The following is a 650-nucleotide window of genomic DNA, read 5'->3' on the forward strand; positions in this document are numbered from 1 at the left end:
ACACCCGAAGCCCGTGGCCCAACCACTTGTGGGGGGAGCGGTCGAAGGTGGGGCTGGCGATTGGGACGAAGTCGTAACAAGGTAGCCGTACCGGAAGGTGCGGCTGGATCACCTCCTTTCTAAGGAGCACTCGGCCGGCCTTGATGTGCCCATCCCGTTTGGTGGTGGGTGCGAGGTTCGGTCCATGCCGGGTTCAGGGGCGAATGTTCCCTGCCTGGTGCGCTCATTAGTGGAGCACTGGTTATTCAGCCGGTCGTGGTTGCCGGGTCTGCTAGTACCGCCGTGGTTTCACGGAGTGGGAATGCGGGTTCTGGGGGCTGGGGCTGGCTGGGCACACTGTTGGGTCCTGAGGGAACGGACCGTTTCTCTCCGGGCTGTTAGCGGTCTCCTCCTTGTGGGGGTGGGCCGCTTCGGTGCGGGGTGGGTTTGTTTTCTCCAGGGCTGGTCTCCTGCCATACCGGCTGGGGTCTTGTGCTTGTGGGTTCGCCTGTTGGGTGGGCTCGCGGGTGGGGGGCTTCGGTGTTTGGTGGTGGGGTGGGCTGGTTGTCTGGTTGTTGTTTGTGAATTGCATAGTGGACGCGAGCATCTTTGTGGCCAAGTTGTTTAGGGCACACGGTGGATGCCTTGGCATCAGGAGCCGATGAAGGACG

At 62.2% G+C, this 650-nt stretch carries 1 rRNA gene; it reads left to right on the forward strand.

The features are described 5' to 3' along the window. Nucleotides 1-119 (forward strand): 16S ribosomal RNA (locus HHX30_RS40350); the annotation flags it as partial. Nucleotides 120-650: the final 531 nt, after the last annotated feature.

Source organism: Microbispora sp. H10836, from assembly GCF_012999525.1.
In the GTDB taxonomy this organism is placed as follows: Bacteria; Actinomycetota; Actinomycetes; order Streptosporangiales; family Streptosporangiaceae; genus Microbispora.